This is a genomic window from Salimicrobium flavidum, from assembly GCF_900156645.1.
Taxonomy (GTDB): domain Bacteria; phylum Bacillota; class Bacilli; order Bacillales; family Halobacillaceae; genus Salimicrobium; species Salimicrobium flavidum.
The window spans coordinates 185902-208505 of sequence record NZ_FTOC01000005.1 but is presented as its reverse complement, the minus strand read 5'-3'; the positions used below and the strand labels follow the sequence as shown (position 1 = coordinate 208505).

At 46.9% G+C, this 22604-nt stretch carries 22 protein-coding genes; 5 read left to right on the top strand and 17 right to left on the bottom strand.

Annotated features, from left to right (window positions below):
- Positions 1 to 6 precede the first annotated feature (6 nt).
- Positions 7 to 1338 carry an MATE family efflux transporter gene (locus BW944_RS09165; protein ID WP_076558946.1) on the bottom strand — a complete coding sequence of 444 codons (1332 nt, stop codon included), beginning with the start codon at positions 1336 to 1338 and terminating at the stop codon, positions 7 to 9.
- A gap of 114 nt (positions 1339 to 1452) precedes the next feature.
- Positions 1453 to 1644, bottom strand: a complete 192-nt coding sequence (locus BW944_RS09160) for a hypothetical protein (RefSeq protein WP_076558944.1) — start codon at positions 1642 to 1644, stop codon at positions 1453 to 1455.
- 528 nt (positions 1645 to 2172) lie between these two features.
- Here BW944_RS09160 and BW944_RS15145 point away from each other — a divergent pair.
- Positions 2173 to 2319, top strand: coding sequence for a hypothetical protein (locus tag BW944_RS15145; protein ID WP_200806508.1), 147 nt, complete (start codon positions 2173 to 2175; stop codon positions 2317 to 2319).
- Between the two features lie 149 nt (positions 2320 to 2468).
- On the opposite strand, the gene BW944_RS09155 is transcribed toward BW944_RS15145, so the two are convergent.
- The 12 genes from BW944_RS09155 to BW944_RS09100 form a co-directional block, all read right to left on the bottom strand.
- Entirely contained in the window at positions 2469 to 3269 is an 801-nt protein-coding gene (locus tag BW944_RS09155) for a hypothetical protein (protein ID WP_143525699.1), read from the bottom strand.
- Entirely contained in the window at positions 3194 to 3772 is a 579-nt protein-coding gene (locus tag BW944_RS09150; RefSeq protein WP_143525698.1) for a hypothetical protein, read from the bottom strand. The genes BW944_RS09155 and BW944_RS09150 overlap by 76 nt, the downstream gene beginning before the upstream one ends.
- A gap of 270 nt (positions 3773 to 4042) precedes the next feature.
- Positions 4043 to 5278, bottom strand: a complete 1236-nt coding sequence (locus BW944_RS09145; RefSeq protein ID WP_076558940.1) for a hypothetical protein — start codon at positions 5276 to 5278, stop codon at positions 4043 to 4045.
- A 133-nt stretch (positions 5279 to 5411) separates the two neighbouring features.
- Positions 5412 to 6710 carry an APC family permease gene (locus BW944_RS09140; protein WP_076558938.1) on the bottom strand — a complete coding sequence of 433 codons (1299 nt, stop codon included), beginning with the start codon at positions 6708 to 6710 and terminating at the stop codon, positions 5412 to 5414.
- A gap of 115 nt (positions 6711 to 6825) precedes the next feature.
- On the bottom strand, positions 6826 to 7491 hold the full coding sequence (locus BW944_RS09135) for a response regulator transcription factor (protein ID WP_076558934.1): 666 nt from the start codon (positions 7489 to 7491) through the stop codon (positions 6826 to 6828).
- Positions 7466 to 8863 carry a sensor histidine kinase gene (locus BW944_RS09130; protein ID WP_076558931.1) on the bottom strand — a complete coding sequence of 466 codons (1398 nt, stop codon included), beginning with the start codon at positions 8861 to 8863 and terminating at the stop codon, positions 7466 to 7468. The genes BW944_RS09135 and BW944_RS09130 overlap by 26 nt, the downstream gene beginning before the upstream one ends.
- A 54-nt stretch (positions 8864 to 8917) precedes the next feature.
- On the bottom strand, positions 8918 to 9871 hold the full coding sequence (locus tag BW944_RS09125) for a F510_1955 family glycosylhydrolase (protein WP_076558929.1): 954 nt from the start codon (positions 9869 to 9871) through the stop codon (positions 8918 to 8920).
- Between the two features lie 155 nt (positions 9872 to 10026).
- Positions 10027 to 10761, bottom strand: a complete 735-nt coding sequence (locus BW944_RS09120; RefSeq protein ID WP_076558927.1) for an urease accessory protein UreH domain-containing protein — start codon at positions 10759 to 10761, stop codon at positions 10027 to 10029.
- 181 nt (positions 10762 to 10942) lie between these two features.
- Positions 10943 to 12979 (bottom strand): heavy metal translocating P-type ATPase, encoded by a 2037-nt coding sequence (locus BW944_RS09115; protein ID WP_076558925.1) that lies wholly within the window; start codon positions 12977 to 12979, stop codon positions 10943 to 10945.
- Between the two features lie 16 nt (positions 12980 to 12995).
- Entirely contained in the window at positions 12996 to 14489 is a 1494-nt protein-coding gene (locus BW944_RS09110) for a multicopper oxidase family protein (protein WP_143525697.1), read from the bottom strand.
- A 17-nt stretch (positions 14490 to 14506) separates the two neighbouring features.
- A complete protein-coding gene (locus tag BW944_RS09105) occupies positions 14507 to 14773 on the bottom strand; it encodes an SHOCT domain-containing protein (protein ID WP_200806507.1) in 267 nt (88 codons plus the stop codon).
- Positions 14774 to 15020: 247 nt separating this feature from the next.
- Positions 15021 to 15347 carry a four-helix bundle copper-binding protein gene (locus tag BW944_RS09100; protein ID WP_076558921.1) on the bottom strand — a complete coding sequence of 109 codons (327 nt, stop codon included), beginning with the start codon at positions 15345 to 15347 and terminating at the stop codon, positions 15021 to 15023.
- A gap of 204 nt (positions 15348 to 15551) precedes the next feature.
- Here BW944_RS09100 and BW944_RS09095 point away from each other — a divergent pair, with 204 nt between their 5' ends.
- Both BW944_RS09095 and BW944_RS09090 read left to right on the top strand, forming a co-directional pair.
- Positions 15552 to 16400 carry an STAS domain-containing protein gene (locus BW944_RS09095; protein ID WP_076558919.1) on the top strand — a complete coding sequence of 283 codons (849 nt, stop codon included), beginning with the start codon at positions 15552 to 15554 and terminating at the stop codon, positions 16398 to 16400.
- A gap of 182 nt (positions 16401 to 16582) precedes the next feature.
- Positions 16583 to 16762, top strand: a complete 180-nt coding sequence (locus BW944_RS09090; RefSeq protein ID WP_076558917.1) for a YjzC family protein — start codon at positions 16583 to 16585, stop codon at positions 16760 to 16762.
- 109 nt (positions 16763 to 16871) lie between these two features.
- Here the strand turns inward: BW944_RS09090 and BW944_RS09085 are convergent, their stop codons facing one another.
- The 3 genes from BW944_RS09085 to coxB are packed head-to-tail and all read right to left on the bottom strand — an operon-like array spanning position 16872 to position 20069.
- Positions 16872 to 17447 carry a cytochrome c oxidase subunit 3 gene (locus BW944_RS09085; protein WP_076558915.1) on the bottom strand — a complete coding sequence of 192 codons (576 nt, stop codon included), beginning with the start codon at positions 17445 to 17447 and terminating at the stop codon, positions 16872 to 16874.
- On the bottom strand, positions 17444 to 19357 hold the full coding sequence (locus BW944_RS09080) for a cytochrome c oxidase subunit I (RefSeq protein ID WP_076558913.1): 1914 nt from the start codon (positions 19355 to 19357) through the stop codon (positions 17444 to 17446). Before BW944_RS09080 ends, BW944_RS09085 begins: the two co-directional genes overlap by 4 nt.
- Before the next feature lie 16 nt (positions 19358 to 19373).
- A complete protein-coding gene (coxB, locus tag BW944_RS09075) occupies positions 19374 to 20069 on the bottom strand; it encodes a cytochrome c oxidase subunit II (protein ID WP_076558911.1) in 696 nt (231 codons plus the stop codon).
- Between the two features lie 244 nt (positions 20070 to 20313).
- Between coxB and BW944_RS09070 the strand changes: the two genes are divergently transcribed.
- Both BW944_RS09070 and BW944_RS15140 read left to right on the top strand, forming a co-directional pair.
- Positions 20314 to 22038, top strand: coding sequence for a pyruvate oxidase (locus tag BW944_RS09070; RefSeq protein WP_234983156.1), 1725 nt, complete (start codon positions 20314 to 20316; stop codon positions 22036 to 22038).
- A 308-nt stretch (positions 22039 to 22346) separates the two neighbouring features.
- A complete protein-coding gene (locus BW944_RS15140; RefSeq protein ID WP_200806506.1) occupies positions 22347 to 22499 on the top strand; it encodes a hypothetical protein in 153 nt (50 codons plus the stop codon).
- Positions 22500 to 22604: the final 105 nt, after the last annotated feature.

The following is a 22604-nucleotide window of genomic DNA, read 5'->3' as shown; positions in this document are numbered from 1 at the left end:
CAGATTTCACGTTCGTCCAATCACGTGTTTTCTTGCCAGGAAGAATATGAGTGCTGCGACCAGCATCTCAGCAAGCGGCAGGGACAGCCACACAGCTGAAGTACCGAAGAGAGCTGGCAGAGCCCATAGGAAAATCACGATGAATACAAAACTCCTGAGCAGGATGATGATCATCGCCGAGCGGATATTTCCGATCGACTGGAAGTACGTCATGTACACGAAGTTGAACCCAAGGAATAGATATGTGAAAAAGAACAGACGAATCCCTTCAATCGCGAGCTCCCGGATATTTTCCGATTCGAGACCGAACAGGGAGACAAGCCCGGGAGCTGCCACCAATCCGACGCTCAGCAGGAACACCCCGAGGACGAGCGATGTCTTCTCCCCGATTTTCACGCTGGCCTTGATCCTCTCTTTTTCCCCGGCTCCATGGTAGTAGCTGATCATCGGCTGCAAAGCCGTCTCGATACCGAAGAACGACAGGAACATGAAACCATGCAGGTAGTTGATGACGGAGAAAGCGGCCACACCTTCCGTTCCAAGAAGCTGGACGAGTGCCAGGTTGTACCCTGCGACGAACACGAGCATCCCCGCTTCTGTAAGGAAGCTCGGAAATCCGATGTTGAGAATTTTTCGAAGTGCAGCCAACGACCAGCCGAAAGTAAGGGTGGTTAAATTCGAATGTTTCCCGGCAAAATGGACGACCAAAACGAACAAGCCGGCAACACTGGCAAGGACGGTGGCAAGTGCTGCCCCGAACACGCCGAGTTCGAGAATGAAAATCATGTAGTAGTTCAGTATGATGTTGACGACTGCTGTGGTGCCGAGAGATACCATCGACAGTACAGGACTTCCATCATTACGCACGAAAATACTTAGAAGCTCATGGACGGCTACGATCCATCCCAGTGGCATCAGCACTTTCAGATATTCCATCGTATGAAAGAGGGTATCCTCGTTGGCCCCGAGCAACAGGGCAGTTTCTTCAATGTAAAAATAGCCGATGCTGCCAATGACGGCAAGTATGAAAAAGAGACTTACGACAGATAGAGAGAATATGCTTCGTGCCTCTTTCTTCTCCCCCTTCCCCATATGCATGGAAAAGAGCGTTCCGCCACCGATACCGATCCACAGTGCCATGGAAAAAATAAGGGAGAAGACGGGCATCGCCAGGTTCACCCCTGCTAGTGCTTCCGCTCCTACCCCGTTCCCGACGAAGATACCATCGGTCAGAATGTTCACAGACATGAGCATCATACCTGCGAGGGATGGGAAAAAGTATTGGAAAAAAACACGACGGACCGGTTTGGTCATCAGTGTTTGATGAGCATCGTTCATTTCAATTCCTCCTGCTTCTCTTACAGGGACATAGTTTTTCACTGATTATGTACTAGAGATATTTCATTTTACATTCTATCACGAAAGAAGAGTTGAACGTACGTAAGACGAAAGTTATGTATCCCATAAATGTTTGATGAGAAACGCAGATAGCAATTTGTAAACGAGGGTTACGAACACAACTTTTAAAATAAACTCTATTCCCCAATCGACGAGGCTTTCTCTCTGTCCTCCTTGCATCGCGAGAAATACTACCGCTACTGCCAGGAGAATGGAAAACCAGGTACTGGTAAGTGTATTGATCAAGCCTCTTCCTCCCTGCGTAAGAAATAGTTTGTCATTAATGTTATCAGCTCTGGCGTTTATAATCACACTCTTACACAAGCAATAACTTTTCTGCTTCTATTCTTCATTATTACACAACTCACCTTTTATGAGACGTTCAAGCAGGTGAATCGTGCGTGAACATCTAACAAAAATTATTTATGCTACATTCATACTAAAATTTTCTCCACGAATGGATGCAAAAGAATTTCCAGCGACATTCGACTATTCATCCACGCCCCGAACGTCGTATAAAACACAATACTCCAAGAAAAATCGGAAAAGAATCCAATTACAAATAAGCTTACGGGATTAAAGTCCCAAATCTCTGAACCTTTATCCTCATTCTTCCATTTTCTTAAGTTTATATGTTTCAGAGAAGGTATTCGGAGGAAAACTTTAATTACGAAAGGGATTAGTTCCGATCGGTATTATGTATCTTCCCCCTAGGATTGTCATGACACCGACGTTCCCCCTTTCGAGTGTAAAAGAAACAAAGGAGGGACGATCATGACATTGCTTTATGTTAAAGCTCGCGAAGGTTTCGACGAGGATTTCAAAAAATCTCCCGTAAAAAACAGTGAGCAAAAGAAAGCAGACGTGAAACAGAAGAAGAGCGGTAAGCTTTTCAGTAAAAAGAAACAAACGAAACAATAAAATATACGAAAGCCAAAACCAGACTATGTGAAATGTAAATCTCCCCTTCACGAGTATAGGTATAAACAAAACCTCCGAGGTCGTCGTTTCGGAGGTTTTTTCTATGTCTTTTCTTAAGGATCATTCTCCACATTCTTCACCGGGACCATTTATAAAATAATCCCCGGCCCGCCCGTGGCGATATAATCCTTTTCCACTTTCAACTCATAACTCCCCTTTCTGAACGTGTGTAAGTATTCATTCCAGGTCACTTCTCCGATGCGAATGATTGTATAGAACCTCACCACCGGCCGCCCCCGATGATTATAAAAGAAACAGGGGGTAGTGCGTTTCGGGTATTCGCGTAACATTTCCCAGTCGTAGTCCACCTCCATCTCTTCCGGGGAATAAAAAACATCCTCCGACCAGGAAACTCCCTGTCCTATGGCTCCGAACTCATGCAGCTCGTGAAAGAGAACGGCAGCCTGTAAGTAAGATAAAGGGCACCCGTCTCCATCTATTACTTGCATGAAATCACTGAGCGCCTGGTGCGGACGGGGAGGGCGTAAGGAATGATCCTCCGCTTTCATACGTTCGCACGCCTCGGCCTCCGGTGCCTGTTCTTCTTCCGGAAAGGCCCAGACGATTCCATTTCCGTGCCCTCCCTCTTTGAACAGATACCCACCAAGCTTGTACCCTTCCTTCAGTTTCAACAGGGAAAAAGAACGGACAAGAGCTCCCGGGTCCTCCCTCGATAGCCACCATCCCTCGTTCTCTAACGGAGAAGTTCTACTTCTGATATAGAGGTTCGGGTAACAAGCGGCTACGGTGAACTCGACACGTTCCCTCAGGGCTTCGACTTCATTTTGATAAAGGGAGAGTAATTCCTCTATCATCAATGAACGTTGATTCCGGATTTTCGGAGCAGGGTGATGATAATCGGTCTCCTGTGTTCTTTTTTTCCGAACCATGGAATACCGGATTCCTGGACTGCCGTCATCCATCGGTGTTTTGCGTATGCAAGGTCTTCCCCCCCTTTTTCCCGATTGATCCCCCACCCGATGAGAATCCAAGGGTGCTCCCTCAGTTCCTCCTTAGAGGGGACGGCCTCTCCGGGGTTCAGTTCTCCGCGCCGAACCATCGTTTCGAATTGAAGGATCGAGTTTTCAGTACCCTTTACGACGAGTGGAAACAAATTGTATAAATAAAGACGACCTTCCGGTTCTTCGCCGTAGTGGATCCGCCGGATGAATGCTTCGAGCTGCTTCAAGGTGTCATCTTCCGTGGAGAGGGGGACTTGGGCTGATTCTCCATGTTTTAAACGCAGAACGTTCGGATGGTCCCGCTCTTCGGTTCCAGGTTTCAGTGTCAGGCATGCCCCGAGAGACTCTGTAGATGAGCCCCATTGAATATACGCTTCCTCCCGAAAAATATGGCCGGAGACACACCGGAATTTTCCCAGCTTTTCTGGCATTCTCATCATCCTTTCCACGAGCGTTGCCGGCAAAAACTGCAGTACAGATGAGTCACTTTATCCTCCTGGAAATGGGCAGCAGGGTATAGCTTGTGACATTTACGACATTTCCTTTTTTTTACCCTTTTTTTATTCATTCCCCTTTTTCCTTTCCTGTACTATGATTGATTATCAAATTCCCCCTCGGACAAAAAGAAAACGTCTTTAGTTTCTGGAAAAAAAGAAGAGTCCTTTTCCTAAGACTCTTCTGGTACAATGCTTTCTTCCCTGTTATCGCTCTCCCATTTTTTCTTTTATCGCCTCTTTCTTCTTCCGTGCCGCTTCTTCTTTCTCTTCGGCTGCTTCTTTCTTCTCCTGTTCCGCTTCATACATCAATTCATACCGCTGGCGCTGCCGGTTGCCGTACGTACCGGAAAGTACAACTTCCTCGTCTTCGATCGTGGACCCGAGTGCACCGATGATCGTAGAAATGCTTGTAGCAGTCCAGGCGATGAAGAAATAACTTCTCGTCTCCATATCTTCGTTCAGTTCTTCGGCGATGAAATCGATCGGCAGTAAGACGAAAACGATAAGCTGGAAACAAATAAACAGCAGAGTGTAGTAGAAACTGACCATCGTCATAAGCGTCATAAGCGTCGTACTGTTATATAGTCTCCGGATATAGTTGCTGGAGTGATCATTCTTTCTCTCCCACATTTTATGGGCTGCCATAATCCAGAAGACAAGCAAAGAGACAGCCACTACATTGATCATGAACATCCGCCACAGATTATAGTGGTTACTGAGTTTCCAGAGCGTCGGAAACACTACCGCGAACGTACCGGTCGTAAATGCGATGACAAGAACTTTGATGAACGGAGCGAACAGCATCCATGGACGATTGGCCCGGACCATACCGGTAATGAGCCTCATCGCCCCACGTGTTCTGGAATCCACCGTATATCGCACTTCCGACATTTTATCTGCATCCGGGGTTTCCCTTGTAATCGGAGAAAACCGGTCAAACCCCCGCTTACGGACCAGTTCACGGGAGTTGTATTTTTTTCTTCGTCTTTTATCGATCTGTCCGATGGTTCTCTGCACCTCGTCACGGGCTTCATAGGAAATCCCCTGGTACATTTCACTCAATAACTGCATGATCGATTCCCGGATACGTTTGATCAAAGGAGTAGCTCCAAGCCCCGGGAGACTTAACAGCGCAACGTTTTCCGAACTGTTCGCTTCTGCTACAATCAGTTTCTTATCTCTGAAGAGTGGCAGATCCGTAAGACAGATCGCTATGTCCCACTCATTCGCCTTTTTCTTTTCCAGAAGGGCGCCGAGCACCTCATCCGGTTCTTCCGTATATCCTGTCAAAGGACTTTCAAGCGACTCGACTACCCATTCTTTCGTATCATCCACGTACGTTTTCAATAATTCCGGCAACGAATAATATAACCCTTCCCCGATTCTTTTCGTATATCCGGGTGCCGTTACGATCCCGACCCTCACTGTCCCTGGTGACATCGGCCGCCCCCCTTTTTCTACTGACCTTTTTCCTGATAAAGCTATTTCTTCAAGGGTTTTCCCTGATTCACCTGATTAAAACAGAGATTTATTATTTTGTTTTTACTCGTCCATTTTATGACCCCCTTGCTGATCACTGCTTATTTTGTTTCTTCAAAAACCAGTGTTCGCCGGAAAAAGTAAGAATCAGGAATACGAGCGATACGAGCACAATCAGAATATCGGAAGTGAGTTTCACGTAAACGAAAGCGCCAAGTACAATCGCATCGAGAAGGAATGCGGTTCCAACGATGAGAGTATTGGCTCCGGTTTCTTTTTTCAGATGTTTCCAAACTCCCCAGTGAACGATCATATCCATGACCAGATACAAAATAGCTCCTACCGATGCAATACGACTCAAATCGAACAGTACAGCCAGAACCATCGCCAGTACTATTGTATAAACAAGCGTGTGTTTCTGGATACGTCCGGGCATCCCAAAATGACGGTGCGGGATGAGACTCATATCGGTCAGCATCGCCAGCATCCTGGATACCGCAAACACACTTGCGATAATCCCGGAAACCGTCGCTATGATAGCAAGTCCTACGGTGAACCATACACCGTAGCTTCCGAACGCTGGCCTTGCTGCTTCTGCGAGAGAGTAGTCTTTCGCTTCGATAATCCGGTCAATTGGAAGATTGGAAGAAACTGCCCAGGCGATGACCAGGTAAACGAACAGACTGATAGAAATGGAAGCCACGATCGCCCGCCCCACGTTCTTCTCGGGGTTTTTGATTTCCGAGCCGCTATTCGTTATAGTCGTAAATCCTTTGAACGAAAGTATCGTCAGGGCTACCGCTGCAATAATGGAAGCTATACCTCTCTCTTCGGCGCTTCCTCCCGTGCCGGCGGGTTCTAACGTGAATCCGGCCACCCACAACCCTCCGGTTGCAAAGATGAGCAGACCGATGATTTTCAACAGAGATACTACGGAAGTGAACGTCTGTATGAATTCATTTCCTGATATATTAACAATGAAAGCGAAAATCAACAGACCTACAGCCAGTAAAGCTACCAGCCATCCCGAGGATTCGACTCCGAAAATCTGGAGAGTATAGGTACCGAACGTCCGGGCTACGAGACTTTGGTTTATGACCATTGAAATCGCCATCAGCATAGCGGCTGATGCTGTTATGGTCCCTTTCCCATAAGCTTTGACTAGAAACATTCCGATTCCCCCGGCAGAGGGATATTGTTGACTCATTTTCACATAGGAGTAGGCACTGAACCCTGTCACTATACCTCCCACGATAAAAATGAGCGGAAACCATATGCCTGCCAGTTCAGCGACCTGACCAAGAAGGGCGAATATCCCTGCACTGATCATCACTCCGGTTCCAAGGCCAATAGCCCCGATCAATGTCAGGCTGTTTTTTCTATAGTTACTCATACTTTTCTACCTCCCTTTTCTAAGGGAGGAGATTTCCTCAAATTATGCAGAAACTATGCAAATCCAGACAAAACAAAACACCTGCTCTGCTGTAAAACGCAAAACAGGTGCACTGTCACTTCACCCACTTATAACCGACACCCCACACCGTTTTCAGGTGATCGTCTGCAGGGAAACCGGAACGTCTGATTTTTTCTCTGATGTTACGTACGTGAGAATCGATGGTCCGTCCTTCGGTATCCGATTCGAATCCCCACACCAGGTCGAGCAGATCGTTCCTGTCATACACATGGCCCGGCCGCTTCAACAGCAGCCCGATCAGTTGGAACTCTTTCGGCGTGAGAGGAACGGAATAACCATTATATTTCAGTTCGTACGTATCTTCATTCCATCTCAGTCCGTTTATTTCAAGAGAAGAAGGGGCGCTCCGGCGAAGAAGAGTTTCAATACGTGCTATGAGTATATCTTCATCAAACGGTTTCGTAACGTAGTCGTCTGCTCCTGTCTTCAGTCCTTTGAGCACGTCCTCCTTCTGGTCTTTGGCAGTCAGCATCAGTACTGGGATGTCCGTAAATGCCCGCAGTCGCCGGCACGTTTCGAACCCGTCCATCTCCTTCATCATTATATCCAGAACGATGAGGTCGTATGGTTTATGCTTCAGTTTTTCAAGCGCCTCTGCTCCACCTGAGGCTTTGGTTACGTCATATCCGTGCGGCAGCAGATACAGCTCCAGCAGGTCGAGCATACGCTGTTCATCATCTACGACTAGAATCTGTGTCATCAGCATCTTCCTCCGGCAAAGTTATTGAAATCGTCAGGCCATGATCGTTGAAGGCTCGTACTGATCCTTCGTGCATTTCTATGATCTCTTTCACGATTGCAAGACCGAGACCTGAGCCTCCCTCTTCTCTCGATCTTGCTTTATCGACCCGGTACAATCGGTCAAACAGGCGAGGAAGAGACTCCTCAGGTACCCCCGGGCCGTTGTCGGAAATCCGTATCGTTACGGCATCGTCCCGGCTCATCGCCTCCACCTGAACTTCGGGGTGTTCCCCTGCATAAGAAAGCGCGTTGTGCAGAATATTAAGGAAGGCCTGTTTGAGCCGCATCGCGTCTGCATACACGTATAAGTCCTCAGGTATGTGAACGAGAAGCCGGTGCTGGTCTTCCTTGAATGAAGGGGCCATCTGCTTTTTCACTTCGTCAAATAATGGACGAAGGCGCACGGTTGAAGGTTCGATCGTGAATGTATTCTCTTCTATTTTAGCGAGCTGGAACAACTGTCTCACCATCGTAGTCAAATGCTCCGCTTCTTCTCTGATGATAGCTAAATATTTCTCACGATCTTCCTCACTCGTCTCTTTTCGCGAGGCTACATCTGCATATCCCTTTACGTATGTAAGGGGAGTCCTCAGTTCATGGGCGACAGAGGAGAGAAAATCGTTGCGTTCTTTTTTCAGACGTTCCAGATCATCCGAAAGACTATTGATGGAAACAGCCAACGTCCCGAGCTCATCATTGTGTCTCTCGTCAAGTTCGACATCCGCTTTCCCTTCGCTCAGTTTTTCTGTCACCCGCTGCATGCGCACGAGCGGTCTCGTGATAATCTGAGAAAGCGCAAATACCAGAACCAGAGTAACGAATGCTATCATCCCCATTACCCACAGAAACTGTTCGGATAAATGGGCGAGGATATTTTTGATGGTCATGGAGGGAGAAAACATGTACACGTCTCCCCTGTGAGCTCCATCGACTATGATCGGAGAAACGGTGGCTACATAAGGATTCTCTCCCCAGTTTTCCTCAAGAATCTGGTCCCCGGTCTCAGGTTCAGGGGTATGGCTTTCAACGATATCTGTCTGAAAAGATTCCTCATTCTCAGATCGATCGACGATTTCTCCGGTTTCATCTGTAATGATGACATCCGTAGATGCTTCCGTTTCCATCAGAACTACGTGGTGCAGGGTGGAAGCGTCAAAATTATTTTCCAGAACATCTCTGTGCCCTGCCCCTTTAGCTAGCAATCCTTCCATCACTTCGTTGACCCGGTGCGAAGAAATCGTAGTGTAAAGGATGACAAACAGAGACAATTCGATCAAAAGCATCAGTACAAAAAACAGCAATCCGAGTTTCACCGAAAGCTTCCTTCTCATAGGATTCCCCCACATACATCTTCCGTTTTCCCTTAGTTTATCCCATTCTCAAGATTATTTCACTGTTCCATTATCCAGAATCTGCGTCCACGTCTCTCCTTCATCATCGGTCACATAGCTGCTTCCGTTCATCGTATATATTGCCACTTCACTATTTTCCGGATGAGAGGCAGAATACATCACAGCATCCTCGCCGAAATCAGGGAGAGGGAGTTCTTTTACTTCTTCGGATTCCCAGTCATACGTCTTGAAGGAAGCTTCCTCTTGAAGAAGGGCGAAATATAACTGATCTTCGGTGAAAGAAAGACCAGAGGCCTGGCCCTGCTCCGATACCCTTTCGAAAGTGTCTCCCGAATCAGTACTCAAATATACCCCGGACTTCGTGGCTGCAGCGACCACCGTTTCCTCTACCGGATGGACGGCGAGCTGGAATACATCTCCCGGAAGGTTCTCCGCAGCCATTCGTTCAAACGATTCCCCCTGATCGAAACTGCGGTGGAACCCCGTGTCGAGTTCCGGGTCCGGCTGACTGTTCAATAGATAGATCGCTTCATTTTCATACCCGACACCGAGGATATGAAAATCACTACCTCCTTCAAACCCGAGGTTTTCTAATCCTTCTTTCGTCGCTTTCCCTTTTTGAAGTCCGATCGGGTTCTCGAGATCCGTAGTATCTTCCCCCGGGTGACCTGATACGTACATTCCATTTTCTATCGCATTGAAGCCCATATAGTCGTTGTTATGAAAGGGAGTTTCCATCCATTCCCCTTCCCTGAATATTTTCAGTCCCTGATGAGAAGCGAACGTAATCCCTTCCGCATCTGTATATCCCATGCCGTGCACGTGTTCAATCGTACCTTCGAATTCTTCAAGTGCTACATCTTCTGTGCTGGTTTGATCTTTATCTTCATCAGATTCCGCCTGGTTCTCCGTTTCCGATTCTTCTCCTCCGCAGGCAGCTAAAAATATAACCATAGCGCTAAACCAGAGTAGTGATATTTTTTTCATGAATATTCCTCCTCATTTCATCTCCCCTCAACGTGACAGGAAATTATCGAGAATTTGTGCAGTTTCTCTGTCTGATTTGTGAACGATTGTACCACAAGTCTATGTGATATTCCTGAAAAATCATTCGACTTTACCTGGTCCGTTCATCAACTGCCTTAAAACCAATACGTAACCGTATCCATAATTCCGATCAGCAAAAGAAGTACTCCCGCTATTTTCTGGATTCGGCCCCCTATTTTCCGCCCTTTCTTCATAATCGATTTCCTGTCGATGCCGAACCAGGTGAAAAGAAACAGGAAGAACAGGAGAGGCACAGAAGTACCTATCGCAAAAATCGAAGGTAAAGCTGCCCCGTAAGAGGTTGTCAGCACCATAGGCATCAAAGTCATAAAGAAGAGAACGAACATCGTAGGACAGAAAGCCAGCGTAATACTGACCCCGAGAAGAAAACTCCCTGTCCTGCTATCTCTGATGGATGGAAGCCATTTGTTTCCGAGCGAAAACGTCCATCTCATGGAAAAAAGACCGATCATGAACAGACCGATCCCGATCAGCATCGGACCGATAGCTTTCCGGAGATAAGGAAACCAGGAAGAGAGGGTACCTTGGACTTCTTTTCCAAACAGCCATACCACCAGCCCGAGCACAGAAAAAACTAGCACTTTTCCGAGCATGAAATAAGTGACATGTCCCCACGGAACTTTATCCTTGAACGTCTTGTTTCCATAAATCGTCATGGCTCCTACATTTCCTGTCATCTGACACGGGGCAACGGCTCCGACAAGACCGAGAAAGAAAGCTCCAAGTAGCGGGATGCCCTCCTGCTGTGTGGCTAATTCCATAAATGGCTGGCTGAAAAAACTGCTGATTTCATTGAATAACTGATACATTCCGCTCCCCCTATCTCTATCTGTCAGTATAATAAAAAATTATACAGATTTTATGTATCTACAATCGGGGCGTCTGACTTGTGAAAAATGCTTTTCTATATCCGGTTCTCTGGTACTGAAGCAGACAATACCTTTTAAGGATGAGTAAACAAAAGAAGAGAGGAGACCCCCCCTCTCTTTCTCATGCCGTTTTCAGTAGTTTGGCGTTAATCGCTACTACAACCGTGCTGAGACTCATCAACACAGCTCCGACTGCCGGGCTGAGCAGAATCCCGATCGGAGCTAGTACTCCGGCAGCAAGCGGAATTGCAACGATATTATAACCTGCTGCCCACCACAGGTTCTGAACCATCTTTTTATACGTATTTTTCGATAACGTCACGACAGCAACAATATCTTGCGGATCGCTTTTCACGAGGACGATATCAGCCGTTTCCACAGCTACGTCCGTTCCGCTTCCTACAGCGATGCCAACATCAGCCGTCGCAAGAGCCGGGGCGTCGTTGATGCCGTCTCCGGTCATCGCCACTTTCAGTCCTTCATTCTGGATTTTTTTCACCTGGTCCGCTTTATGATCCGGCATCACTTCTGCATACACTTCATCGATACCGATCTGACCCGCGACCCAGTCCGCGACTTTCCTATTATCACCGGTCAGCATGATCGAACGGATGCCTCGTTCTTTCAGTTCGGCAATCGCTTCTTTTGCGGACTCCCTCACCATGTCGGCAAGAGCGATCATGCCGAGGAATTCGTTCTCAACTAGTACGAATACGACCGTTTTCCCTTCTTCCGACATGCGTCCGAAAGCGTCCGTATCATAATCAATGCCTTGTTCCTTCATGTAACCCGGACTCATCACGAGCACTTCTTTTCCGTCTACCGTTCCGCGCAGTCCACGTCCGGTTACCGCTTCGAAATCTTCAGCGTTTCCAAGCTTCACCTCCCGTTCCTCTGCCTTATCAAGAATCCCGCGTGCAAGTGGGTGTTCCGATTTCTGTTCGAGACTCGCCGCCCAGTAGATTACATCTTTCTCTTCTCCCTGATTGACGACGATATCCGTCACGCCGAACTCCCCCTTAGTCAGTGTACCCGTCTTGTCGAAAATGACAGCGTCCACATTACGGGCATTCTCGAACTGCGTACGGTTCCGTATGAGAAGTCCCTGCTTTGCAGATAAAGAAGTGGAAACAGCCACCACAAGTGGTGCTGCAAGTCCGAGTGCGTGAGGACAGGTAATGACCATGACGGTCACCATACGCTCCACAGCCATATCGACCGGATGCCCGAGGGCAAGCCAAATGGTGAACGTTATGATGCCGGAGGCAAGCGCCAGATAAAATAACCATTTAGCTGCACGGTTCGCAAAATCCTGAGCCCGTGATTTTGAATTCTGCGCTTCCTCGACGAGAGTAATCACCTGGGAAAGATACGACTCCTTCCCGAGTTTTTTCACTTCGATCGTCAAACTACCTTCCTTGTTTATGGATCCTCCGATCACTTCTTCTTCGGGCTCTTTCTCCACGGGGACGGATTCCCCCGTCAGCATCGATTCATCAATCGAAGATTTCCCTTCCGTAATCGTTCCGTCCACCGGTATTTTTTCTCCCGGTTTCACGAGTACTGTATCTCCCGTTTCCAAAACATCGACCTTCACTTCTTCTGTAGACCCATCCTTTTTCATGCGGTGGGCAGTATCAGGCATCAGTTTCACCAGTTCCTGAAGAGCGTTCGAGGCTCCCATCACCGATCTCATTTCAATCCAGTGTCCAAGAAGCATAATATCGATCAGTGTCGCAAGCTCCCAGAAAAAGTTACGTCCGGCCCAGCCGAACACCACGAGGGAACTGTAAACGTAAGCGACGGTGATCGCCAAAGCTATAAGCATCATCATTCCCGGATTTTTATTTTTCGCTTCATCGACAGCCCCTGTGAGAAACGGCCAGCCGCCGTAGAAGAAAATAAAGGTAGCCAGTCCGAACAGAACATATTGATCAAACGGGAACGTTATGCTGAACCCGAGCAGATTCTGGATCATCGGGGATAACAGGAGGATAGGTAACGTTACGACCAGGGAGATATAGAACCTTCGTTTAAAATCGTCCACCATCGCTCCATGGTCGTGACCGCTGTGATCGTGATTTCCATGGTCGTGTTCATGGTGACCATGATCATGATTTTCATGAGTCTCCTCATGTTCGTGTTCTTCATGTGCCATTTCATTTTCCTCCTCTCTAAGGATTATTGATATCATTCAATTCAAAAGGCGAGTATACGCCTTCATAATCGACTATAGTTACCATACCTCGGTCCGCGTGATTATTATCATGACAGTGGAATAGCCATTCCCCCCGGTTATCCGCCTCAAAGTATATCGTATAGGATTCACCCGGTTTGACATTGATCAGATCCTTCACCACTGCTCCTCCATCTTCGGATTGCACCTGGAACCTGTGCCCATGAAGATGCATCGGATGATTGAATCGACCTTCATTTGTTATGTCCACTTTGACGATATCTCCTTCCTCCACTTCGATCGGAGGTGTGTCAGGAAAGGATTTTTCGTTGATTTGCCACGTCATCCCTTCCCCCATATTCATCCCCATACTTAAATCCATATCATAAGAGACATCGGCTTTCGGAAGCTCTTCAAACAGAAGTTCACTACTTTCATAAGAGGTTCCGCTTACTGCAGAGCCCTGTGAGTCCTTTTCCGGCAAAGGATGGGCCTCCCCTTCAGAGGAAACGACCGGGATTTGCATATCCGAGGCGTTTTCCACAGAAGAGGAATGTGCTATCACCTCTGTTCCCTTCCCTTTCTTAAATAACACATCTATTCTTTCTCCAGGGGCTATTTCCAATACATTTCCCCCATCGGTCCCTTCAACTTTCTCTGCGTCTGTGGCCAGCATTTCCATGGACCCCTGTGGAAAGACGAGTCGATGCTGTTGATACCCGGCATTCACAAAACGCAGTCTTCCCGTTTCTCCTTCTTCCATTTCAAGAGGAGGAATCGCTTCTCCTGCTTTCCCATTCACCGTAAATGTGTCATACATCTGCTTCGTATCCGCTTCCCCATCTCCGTTCATTGATCCCATCATCATACCGGTCATATTCGTCCATTGCTCCCTATCCTGGTTCACCGCCCATTCATCGAGTATGAACGTCTTATCTTTATCCACGGAAGGACCATCACCTTCAATGACGAGAGGACCGTACAATCCTTTATCGACCTGATAAGAACTGTGCTGATGCGAGTGGTACCAATACGTGCCGGGATCATCCGCCACAAATTCATAAGTGAAAGACTCCCCGGGCTCCACGGCATCCTGGGTTACTCCCGGCACCCCGTCCATTCTATTTTCAAGGACTACGCCGTGCCAGTGAATCGTTACAGGCACATCCAGTTCATTCTTCAGCTCCACGCGCACAAAATCTCCCTTTTGTACTCGCAATGATTCTCCGGGTACGGTTCCGTTATAGGTCCAGGCATTTACGGACTCTTCGCCTTCTATTGTCCATTCCGTTTCTTCAGCTGTAAGCTCAAATTCCTTCACAGGACGATCTCCTGCCTCAGCGACAGGAAGTTCCAAAATGCTTTTCCCCTGGTCATCTGAGGAGATAGTTCCGCTACTGGTTTCCTGCATCCACGGCGTCTGTAAAAACACCCAACCTCCGATTCCGAGCAGGATGATAATCATAATAGATCCCGTTACATATCGCTTCATATCTTTCGCCTCCACTGCTATTCCTTCATTTTCCTGCTCAGACGATCGTACTCCTCTTCAGAGATTTCTCCCCGGGCCAGTCGCTTTCTCAATATATCATCTGCCGATTCGTTCCCCCGCTCATCTCCTGTAGGCTGTGTATCTCTGCTTCCGCTTCCCGGTTTCACCATCCAGACGACGATTGCGACAATCGCAATAATCAGCAGCAGGAAAATCAATCCGAATACCAGGAAGTTTCCGAAAAATCCATTGCCCATACCGTAACCATTCATCATTCCACCCATGTTGCATCTTCCTTTCTACCCTTACCGGGTATGGTTTATTGTTGAATAAAATTTTTTCTACACTCTTAGTATCACCTCTTTTTGTGCAGAATTTATGAATATCTGATGTAGATATTATGACGATGAAAAACAAGAATCAGTCAGGTCTTCCGGCAGTAGGAGAAATTCAACTTTAATAGAGCAAAGTTAGTGATATAAGCGGATTTATCAAAAAAGACCGGCGCTATGCCGATCTTTTTTTAGGAAGTTATGAAATTTTCCGGCACGCTTCGGCACATTCGCGACATGCCTTTGCACATTCCTGGCAATGATCGTGATCATGTTTTGCACATTCTTCCGCACAGTCGTCACAAATTTTTGCACATACGGAAGCAAGCTCGGAAACATAAGGAGAGTTCCGGGTGATCGCCGCTTCGAGATATCCGCAAATATCTGCACATTCGCGGTCTAAGCGGATACACTTCGTCATCATTTGTACATCATCTTCTTTCAGACAGGAGTCAAAACAATGGTTGCAACTCTCCATACATTCGTGAAGTACGTTCAATGCTTCCTGATACTGTTGATGAGCCATACATTACTCCTCCTTCAAAGATTTTTTGAAAAATACAGACCTTCTCAAGAAAACAGGAAAGTCTTACACAATTGTTTTGACCTTCAAATGTGCAGAAATTGTGGAGAAATAAGATTTTATACAGAAAACTGGAAATTCCTCTCCCGTTCGTGTACAATAACGAACAGGATTAACACACAACATTTACCTTTAGGAGCAGATTCAATGGACATTTCACAACAATCCTGGCTGGAAAATGCTCAGGAAAAGATTCTTACAAACAAAGAAGATTTCGCCAAAAGATCGCTGCCCGATGGAGCGATTCAGGCCAACAGTCATTTGACTGGTGAATTGATGCCGTGGCGCTTTCATTTACTTGAAGTATTTTCCCAAAGTCTCACCGATGGGTCGAAACAGCCTAAGCAGCTTCTCCAGGCATGGGCTGACGAATATGCAGACAAACTTGTGGAACTCAGCCTACCTCTTGATACTGCCTTGCAGGAAATCGACTATTACCGGGCAGCGATCGGCAACGTTCTCAAAGAGGAAGCAAAACAGCAACAGCTTACCATTGATGAATTTTATGAAATGTTGAATTATTTTAATGTGATTGTAGATGAAGCAGGCTACATCATTAGTCGTATGTATGTCGCTGAGCACGAGCGAACACTAAAAAATGCTCATTATGCGGTCGAAGAATTGTCGGTACCTCTTGTCCGTGTAACAAAGGAGACCGGTGTCATTCCGATCATCGGGGATATCGATACAAAACGCGCTCAAACCATCATGACCAACGCATTACATCAATCAGCCGAATATGAGCTGGATACCGTCATCATGGACCTTCAGGGAGTGAACGTCATCGACACAATGGTAGCCGATCAGCTCTTCAAAGTCATCAACGCTCTGGAAGTATCCGGTGTGCACGCAATACTTTCCGGGTTACGTCCTGACATTGCACAGACGATGGTTCAACTCGGTATCAATATGAAAAAAATCGAAACAAACAGCAGTCTTCTTCAGGCACTGGAGAAATCACTTGGGCCTCCCCGAACAGAACCTATCACTGATTGACTCCCTCCTCCCTTAAGGACGGGGGTTTCCTTTCATTGAAGTGATGCACCTTTCTTCCTGTCAAGATTCGGAACAACTACTTCTATTATATTACAATTAAGTTACATTTTTCTTTTTTTCGTTTGAACTCCTTCTTTCCATGGAATGTAAAAAGAAAATAGTGATGAAGGAGGAAATAATAGATGAGTAACGAAACACGCTATAAAACAGGAGAGAGTGCCCCTATACCCGGAACTTATAAGATCAACGGGCTGGTCAGTGGCTATTTAAGTGAAGATCATGCAATGGTCGAAATGGCAGAGGGCGAAACTTTCCCACCGGCTCCCGGTGACAAGGAAGAGGCCTACTGGGTAAAAACTTGACCTGTCATCTCAATGAAAACCTTTTGAATATAACACATGGAGCAGGAATAAACATTCCCGGTCCATGTGTTTTTTTCATCCTCCCGATCACTGAAGTGGACCTTCTTTCTCAAATTATATAAGGCAGGTAGACGATGAGTATGATAAGCACCCAAATGATATCTATAAAGTGCCAGTAGTAATTGAAAATCCTATGTTTCTCAATGAAATAATCACGCAGGTTGGAAACGGAGAAACGCACCATCAAAATAACCATCCATACCAGACCGAAAGCTACGTGTGCCGCATGCAATCCGACAAGGACGTAGAAAGAGGCCAGAAAGTTGTTCATCGATATCACATACCCGTCGACGGCCGCGTACCTGTAAAATTCGTTGAGCTCAAAGGCCAGGAACAGAGCCCCTAGCAAAAACGTAAGTATTAGCCCCGTCCATACCAACGCTCTATTTCTATTTACGAGCCCTCTTTCTGCGAGCAGCAGAGTGAGACTTGATGGAAGAAGGGCAGCTGAGGCCTTGATCACTTCCTGTGCTTTGAAAACTTCTTCCGGATGCGCGCCACTCTCCGGAGGTGTATAAACGAGATGCGTTGCAAAAAGAGTGAGGAACATGACCGCTTCTACTCCAAGATAGAGGAAAAAGCCCATACGTTTATCCTTGAACAACTCCTGAGTCACGGTAGTCATGTTTCTCCCTCCTTTCTGTATACACTCTCTCTTTCATCTATAACTGTCCGGATCAGGAAAAACGCCAGTGTCGCTAGCCCAAACACGATTTCAAGCCAGAGCCAGTGATAGATGAACGCGATACTCATCGCACTGAGGACTCCTCCCAGTAAAAAAGGCTGGATTGTCTTCACGGAAACCGGTGAGGGTCTCGGATTGTCCGCTGTCAGCATTTCCAATGTCCCCTGCTTATGAAACCAGTAATGATCGACACTTTTGACATAAGGTACTTTTTCAAACGGATGCTCCGGGGCCGGAGATGCAACCGTCCACTCAAGCGTCCTCCCTTCCCCGTACCAGGCGTCTGCGGAGGCGGTCTCCTTCGTCTTCGCCGTTTTATACAGGTTAAGTAAAAGAAACAGCATACTGATTCCCATCAGGAACGCCCCGACCGTACTGATAAGATTATAGACTGCTACTCCGTCTTCAGGAAGATAGGTGAACACACGTCGCGGCATCCCTTGCAATCCCGCGAAATGCTGAGGCAGAAACGTCAGATGAAAGCCTATCACAAACAACCAGAAATGCCATTTCCCGAGTCTGTCATCAAGGATTTTACCGGTCATTTTCGGAAACCAGTAATAAATCCCTGCAAAAGCTCCGAGAATCGTACCTCCAACCATCGTGTAGTGGAAGTGAGCCACTACGAAATAGGAATCATGGTATTGATAATCTGCCGCTGCCACTGCGAGCATCACTCCCGTCACTCCCCCCATCACGAAGGTCGGAATGAACCCGAGAGCAAAAAGCATCGGTGTCGTAACGCGGAAGGACCCATGCCGGATCGTAAACAGCCAATTGAACACTTTGATACCTGTAGGTACAGCTATCATCATCGTAGTGATCGCAAAGAAAGTATTCGCGAATGCACCCAGCCCGACGGTGAACATGTGGTGTGCCCACACCATAAACCCGAGCAGAGCAATCAGAATGAGAGCTATCACCATCGATCTGTAGCCATACACCCTCTGCTTGGAGAAGTGAGAAATGACGTCTGAAAAAATCCCGAACGCCGGTAAAATGAGGATGTATACTTCCGGGTGACCAAAGATCCAGAACAAATGCTGCCAGTAAACGGGGTCCCCCATCTCTGTCGTGAAAAAATGAGTACCGTAAAAGCGGTCGAACATAAGTAGTGTCAATGCAATCGTAAGTACCGGAAAGGCCGCGAGAATAAGTATCGAAGTGACGAGGGTCGACCAGGGAAAAAGCGGCATCCGCGTCAATCTCATCCCCGGAGCCCGGAGACGGATAATGGTGACGATCATATTGATGGCAGTGAGGATTGTACCAAGTCCGGATACTTGAAGGCCGAATATGTAGTAATTGTTATTTATATCAGTCGTATGGGCCTCCGTCGATAACGGAGCGTAAGCTGTCCACCCCACGTTCGGAGCTGCATTAAAGAAGAACGACATATTGAAAACCATCGCTCCAGCGAAAAATAACCAGAAACTCACAGCATTCATGTAAGGAAACGCCAGATCATTCGCCCCGATTTGAAGAGGTATCGCCACATTCATAAGTCCAATCAAAAGCGGCATGGCAACGAAAAAAATCATTACGGTCCCATGAAAAGTGAACAGTTCATTATACTTGTCCCCTTGATACAACCAGAATTCATTCTCCGGTACAGCCAGTTGGGTACGCATTAATAGCGCATCCATCCCCCCTCGGAAGAAAAAAAGGATGGACGCAAGGATGTACATGGTCCCGATTTTACGATGGTGGGTGGTGCGCATGTATTCCCAAATAAGTGGCCATTTTCTCATCTTCGTCAGAATTATGATGAATACAGGCCCGACTATTATCATCAATACCCAAGTCATTACGACATCAGTTGGTACTTGTCCGATGAATGGCACATCCATTCCGACCTCTCCCTTCCTATTCTTCTCTCCATCGCTCAAACTCCTCTTCTTCCACAACACGGGTCGTAAATCGCATTTCCGCATGATAAGACCCGCAGAATTCAGCGCACTTGCCCTGATATTGTCCTACCTCGTCCGGGGTCACCTGCAGGTGAGTTTCTTTTCCGGGGATGGCGTCAATTTTTCCTGCAAGCTCCGGGATCCAGAAAGAGTGCACCACGTCCTCCGAAGTAAGGGTGAACGTCACTTCCCGGTCCACCGGCAAAACAAGGTCATTGGTCGACTCTTTTCCATTTGGATAAGTGAAAGTGAAGGAATACTGTTCTGCTGTGACTTCGATATGCGTCCCCTCTTCTTCAAGATCACCTTTTTCTGCTTCTGATTTATAGGTAAGACTATAAGTCGCCTGAACAGCGGGGATCGCTAATACGACAAGGAGCAGTATAGGCAAGACAGTCCACGTAACTTCGAACCATTTATTCTCTTTCCTGTCCGGGGGTATGCACGTGTAGTCTTTGGCCCGGTATTTCTGCATGAAAACGGCAAACAATATGAAGACGGTTATAAGGACAATCATCATAAGGAGAAAACTGAGCTCAATCAGACTTCCTATCGTACGACCCGTTTCACTTGCAGGGTCAAGCACACGCAAATCACAAGCCGATAATATAAGAAGAAGAAACAGCGGGGTCATCTTAATCCGTTTATTCATCTCTCCACCCTTCCCCTAAAATTTTCTAACTATTCTAATTTAAAAATACCACGGCAGTACACAAGTTAAACGCAGTTGTGAAGAAGTTCTACTTTCCTTTTATGATCCATGTTTCATCCTTTTTCATTCTGATCATGTCTTCAAAATACGCTTTATCAGAGAATAAAACAGGAGAGGGGCACAGGCGTAGGGTTTAGCAGATCTGAAAAAGGGTTACTAGTCTTTTAGCAACAGCAAAAGGAGGATGAAAATTTTGGCACAACGAACCGGAGAAATCATGACAGAACAATTACGTCAGTGGGGGGTCAATCATATCTACGGCCTTCCCGGTGATTCCATCAATGAATTCATCGACGATATACGCAATAAGGACGACCTTGACTTCATCCAGGTACGCCATGAAGAGACAGGAGCTCTTGCTGCTTCCAGCGAAGCGAAACTGACCGGAAACTTAGGGGTCTGCTTATCTATCGCAGGACCTGGCGGCATTCATCTCCTGAACGGGCTGTATGATGCTAAAGGAGATCATGCGCCTGTACTCGCAATCGTCGGGCAGGTAGCAAGTACTTCTTTAGGGACGGATGCCTTCCAGGAAATTAATCTGGAGCGCATGTTTGACGACGTAGCTGTCTTCAACAAACGTGCCGAATCCCATGAACAGCTTCCCGACATGCTGAACCAGGCGATTCGTACAGCTTATGCGGAAAAAGGAGTTTCCGTCCTCATCGTCCCGGACGATTTGTTTGCCGAAAAGCAAAAGGAAGGAGAGACGCTTACTACTCCAGGCTATTTCCGTCCGAATATCTTCCCCGCTCAGGAAGATATGAACAAAGCCCGGGACCTTATTGAACAGGCGGAGAAACCGCTCATCCTTGCCGGAAAAGGAGCTTCCGGGGCCCAGGAGGAACTTATTTCATTCGCAGAAAAAGCCGGGGCACCGATTATCGTAAGTCTTCTTGCCAAGGGGCTGATTCCGGACAATCACCCTTATTGCCTTGGCCACCATGGTCAAATAGGAACAAAACCGTCCTATTATGCAATGAAGGAGACGGACCTTCTCATCCTGATCGGTACTCAGTTCCCTTATGCCGAGTTCTTCCCGAAAGACGTGCCCGGGTTTCAAATCGATAACAAGCCGGAAAACATCGGCAAGTATTACCCGGTCACTGCAGGACTCGCCGGGGACGCCAAAGCAACACTCGCTTCTCTCATCTCCACGATGAACAAAACGGAAGATTATTCGTATCTCGAAAAACAGCAGGAAAGAATGAACAATTGGCGTGTGGCTCTGCAAAAGGAAAAACGTGAAGAGAAGACCCCGATTCAGGGTCCTCAAGTGATGTATCAAATCGAACAATTGATGGAGCCCGGCGCAGTAGTCTCGACTGATGTCGGTAATGTGACGGTATGGGCAGCACGCTTCCTTTCCTTTCTTGACCAGAAATTTCTCATTTCCGGCCAACTGGCCACGATGGGCATCGGTCTCCCAGGGGCAATAGCTTCTCAAATAGTATATCCGGACAAGCAGGTTATCGCTATTTGCGGTGACGGCGGTTTTTCTATGAGCATGCACGATTTCGTCACTGCAGTGAAGTACCAGCTGCCGATCAAAGTGATCATTTTGAACAACGAAAAAATAGGGATGATCAAGTATGAACAACAACAGATGGGGCACATCAGTTCCGAAACGGATCTCGGACCGGTGAATTTTGCCGGATTCGCTGAAAATTGCGGAGGGGACGGTTACCGGATTGAGTCTTTCGATGAGATGGAAACGAAGATGAAGCAGGCTTTCATGTCCGATAAACCGACGATCATTGATGTGTGTATCGAAGACATGGCGCCTTTGCCAGGCCATATCGATTATACGGCCGCCACAAATTATTCCCAGTATATCATCAAGAATTTCTTTGAAACCGGGACGATGGACCTTCCTGATATGAAAAAAGCCGCAAGACGGATGTTTTGATAAACATTGAAAAATAGTAATCAGATAACCATTATCCCTTCCTTGTCGTCATATGGAAGAGGGCTAAAACTGATTTCATGCTTCCTCCCCTTCTTTCTGGTGGTGAAAAGACTAATATAAGTTCATATATTTTGGGGGTTCAGGTTTGAATACCATGTATTAGAGGAACTTATAGGAATAAGAAAGGGAACCCCTAGTCCGGGTTCTCCTATTTCCCCTTTAGAAACAACACAAATTCCGGACGAGAGCTGAGGAAGCAGAATAACCCCTCTTCCGCCCTTTCCATCTTTTCGAAGGGAGGTACATTGATGACCCTGCTTTACGCAAAAGCCCGGGAAAAGTTTGATGAAGATTTCAAAAATAGTCCCAAAGCCAAGAACCAGCAAGTTGCGAAAGAAGCACGCCGGGCTAAACGGACGAAAAGTGGTAAGTGGTTAAGAAGAAGCAGTAAACGGAAGTAGCAGGTCATCTATGGGCAAATGAAAACTCATCCACCAATATAGACAGCGTTCCCTTCAACCATTAGGGCGACGCTGTTTTTTAATGCATTTTCACCACTTACACAC

Coding starts and splice junctions, on each gene's coding strand:
- BW944_RS09165 (WP_076558946.1), bottom strand. CDS start 1,338: ATGAACGATGCTCATCAAACACTGATGACCAAACCGGTCCGTCGTGTT.
- BW944_RS15145 (WP_200806508.1), top strand. CDS start 2,173: ATGACATTGCTTTATGTTAAAGCTCGCGAAGGTTTCGACGAGGATTTC.
- BW944_RS09155 (WP_143525699.1), bottom strand. CDS start 3,269: ATGGTTCGGAAAAAAAGAACACAGGAGACCGATTATCATCACCCTGCT.
- BW944_RS09150 (WP_143525698.1), bottom strand. CDS start 3,772: ATGCCAGAAAAGCTGGGAAAATTCCGGTGTGTCTCCGGCCATATTTTT.
- BW944_RS09145 (WP_076558940.1), bottom strand. CDS start 5,278: ATGTCACCAGGGACAGTGAGGGTCGGGATCGTAACGGCACCCGGATAT.
- BW944_RS09140 (WP_076558938.1), bottom strand. CDS start 6,710: ATGAGTAACTATAGAAAAAACAGCCTGACATTGATCGGGGCTATTGGC.
- BW944_RS09135 (WP_076558934.1), bottom strand. CDS start 7,491: ATGACACAGATTCTAGTCGTAGATGATGAACAGCGTATGCTCGACCTG.
- BW944_RS09130 (WP_076558931.1), bottom strand. CDS start 8,863: ATGAGAAGGAAGCTTTCGGTGAAACTCGGATTGCTGTTTTTTGTACTG.
- BW944_RS09125 (WP_076558929.1), bottom strand. CDS start 9,871: ATGAAAAAAATATCACTACTCTGGTTTAGCGCTATGGTTATATTTTTA.
- BW944_RS09120 (WP_076558927.1), bottom strand. CDS start 10,761: ATGTATCAGTTATTCAATGAAATCAGCAGTTTTTTCAGCCAGCCATTT.
- BW944_RS09115 (WP_076558925.1), bottom strand. CDS start 12,979: ATGGCACATGAAGAACACGAACATGAGGAGACTCATGAAAATCATGAT.
- BW944_RS09110 (WP_143525697.1), bottom strand. CDS start 14,489: ATGAAGCGATATGTAACGGGATCTATTATGATTATCATCCTGCTCGGA.
- BW944_RS09105 (WP_200806507.1), bottom strand. CDS start 14,773: ATGGGTGGAATGATGAATGGTTACGGTATGGGCAATGGATTTTTCGGA.
- BW944_RS09100 (WP_076558921.1), bottom strand. CDS start 15,347: ATGGCTCATCAACAGTATCAGGAAGCATTGAACGTACTTCACGAATGT.
- BW944_RS09095 (WP_076558919.1), top strand. CDS start 15,552: ATGGACATTTCACAACAATCCTGGCTGGAAAATGCTCAGGAAAAGATT.
- BW944_RS09090 (WP_076558917.1), top strand. CDS start 16,583: ATGAGTAACGAAACACGCTATAAAACAGGAGAGAGTGCCCCTATACCC.
- BW944_RS09085 (WP_076558915.1), bottom strand. CDS start 17,447: ATGACTACCGTGACTCAGGAGTTGTTCAAGGATAAACGTATGGGCTTT.
- BW944_RS09080 (WP_076558913.1), bottom strand. CDS start 19,357: ATGGATGTGCCATTCATCGGACAAGTACCAACTGATGTCGTAATGACT.
- coxB (WP_076558911.1), bottom strand. CDS start 20,069: ATGAATAAACGGATTAAGATGACCCCGCTGTTTCTTCTTCTTATATTA.
- BW944_RS09070 (WP_234983156.1), top strand. CDS start 20,314: ATGAAAATTTTGGCACAACGAACCGGAGAAATCATGACAGAACAATTA.
- BW944_RS15140 (WP_200806506.1), top strand. CDS start 22,347: ATGACCCTGCTTTACGCAAAAGCCCGGGAAAAGTTTGATGAAGATTTC.